Annotated in this window: 1 pseudogene; it reads right to left on the minus strand. The window is 42.9% G+C overall.

Annotated elements, in window-relative coordinates:
• Positions 1 to 622, minus strand: a pseudogene (locus ABD011_RS15730) (hypothetical protein); the annotation flags it as partial.

Genomic DNA, 622 nt, shown 5'->3' on the forward strand with positions numbered 1-622 from the left:
CCTATTATAGTAGCCATGTTGATTACTGTTGCTACACCGTCTTCATCGGTATACGTGATAGTACCATCGCCGTTATCTACTAATGTAGTTAAGGTCTCTACGGCTGCTACGGCTGTTGCTAGATCTATATTATTAGCTACACCATCTTCATCGGTATACGTAATCGTACCGTCGCCATTATCCACTAAACTTGTTAAGGTCTCTACCGCTGCTACAGCTGTTGCTAGGTTGATGTTATTAGCATTACCATCTTCATCATTATAGGTAATTGTTCCGTCGCCGTTGTCTACCAAGCTTGTTAAGGTCTCTACTGCGGCTACGGCTGTTGCTAAGTTGATGTTGTTAGCATTACCGTCTTCGTCATTATAGGTAATGGTTCCGTCGCCGTTGTCTATTAAACTTGTTAAGGTCTCTACCGCGGCTACGGCTGCGGCCATGTTAATTGTATTGGCTACTCCGTCTTCATCAGTATACGTAATAGTACCGTCGCCATTATCTACTAATGTAGTTAATGTTTCTTGGGCATCAATTATTGATGCTACGTCTATTGTTTGCGCTGTACCATCCTCGTTTGTGTACGTAACTGTACCATCGCCATTGTCTACCAAGTTGGTAACCGTTT

The sequence above is a fragment of the Gaetbulibacter jejuensis genome (genome assembly GCF_039524015.1).
Taxonomy (GTDB): domain Bacteria; phylum Bacteroidota; class Bacteroidia; order Flavobacteriales; family Flavobacteriaceae; genus Gaetbulibacter_B; species Gaetbulibacter_B jejuensis.